General features: G+C 68.7%; 1 protein-coding gene. It reads left to right on the forward strand.

Going from position 1 to position 1,260, the window contains the following annotated elements:
- On the forward strand, positions 1-927 hold a 927-nt coding region (locus I2D57_RS09800), incomplete at its 5' end, for an IS110 family RNA-guided transposase (RefSeq protein ID WP_195362346.1).
- Positions 928-1,260 lie beyond the last annotated feature (333 nt).

The raw sequence follows: 1,260 nt of genomic DNA on the forward strand, positions 1-1,260 counted from the left end.
TTCGACCTGCAGAAGAGGCTCTCCGGCCTGGGGGTCGACTGCGTGGTCGGCGCCGTCTCGAAGATGATCAAGCCCAGCGCGGACAGGCGCAGGAAGAACGACCGCAACGACGCCGAGTTCCTCGCCCGCATGCTGTCGGTCGGCAACGTCGTCGAGGTGTGGGTCCCCGACGACGAGTGCGAGGCCGCCCGCGACCTGACCAGGGCGCTCGAGGACGCGAGGGACGACCTCTCGCGCGCGAAGCAGCGGCTCTCCAAGTTCCTGCTCAGGCACGGGCCCGCCTTCGACGAGAGGACGCCCACCGGCCGCAGGAAGGGCAACTGGACCCGGGCGCACTGGTCCTGGATCGAGTCGATTAGGTTCGCGGAGGGGGCCGACAACGACGTGCTCGCCTACTACGTCGACGCGGTCAGGCGGGCGGCGGAGGAGAAGGCGAGGCTCGAGGGGCTCGTCGAGGCCGAGGCCCGCAAGCCCAGGTGGAGGAGGAGGGTCGACTCCCTGCGCTGCCTCAAGGGCGTCGACACCGCGACGGCCGCCGACCTCGTGTTCGAGGCCGGCGAGTTCTCGAGGTTCGGGAACGCCCGGTCGTTCGCCGCATGGGTCGGCCTGACGCCCTCCGAGCACTCCAGCGGGGAGAGCGACCGCAGGGGCGCGATCACCAAGGCGGGCAACAAACACCTGAGGAAGGCGCTGGTCGAGGCCGCGTGGCACTACCTGACGTGCTCGGGGCGGCCGAAGGGCCTCGCCAAGGGCCAGGCCCCGGACCGGGTCGCCCGCAGGCATGCCGCCAAGGGCGTGCGGAGGCTGGTCGAGAGGCGGGAGGCGCTGCTCGCGCGCGGGGTCCACAACAACAAGGCGAACGTGGCCACGGCGCGCGAGCTCGCCTGCTGGGTGTGGGCGGTCGGCCTCATGGCCGAGGAGGCGTAGGGGGCCGGTCCCCCGCACATAAGCCGATCACCCCGGAAGCGGTTTGATCCGAAGCCGTTGAGGCGAACCTCAGGTCCCTTTTCTGCGAGCGCCCAGGGCGCCACACGCGTGCACAGACTGTCGGTTCGACGAAGAAGCCTCAGCCGTAGCAACGGATTGCCCAGCGAGAGATCGCCACGGGCGGATATTAAACTGCAAAGACGAGCGTCGGGAAGACACGCCGAGGTCGCCGCGGACGGGTTGATATAGGGAGAGGGCCTGACCCCATATCGTTGGGGCCAGGCCCGATTTTGCCTCTTGACAATGTCCTGCTCATATTAAAAGGAACGTCCC

This window comes from Collinsella aerofaciens, from assembly GCF_015553355.1.
GTDB lineage: Bacteria > Actinomycetota > Coriobacteriia > Coriobacteriales > Coriobacteriaceae > Collinsella > Collinsella aerofaciens_V.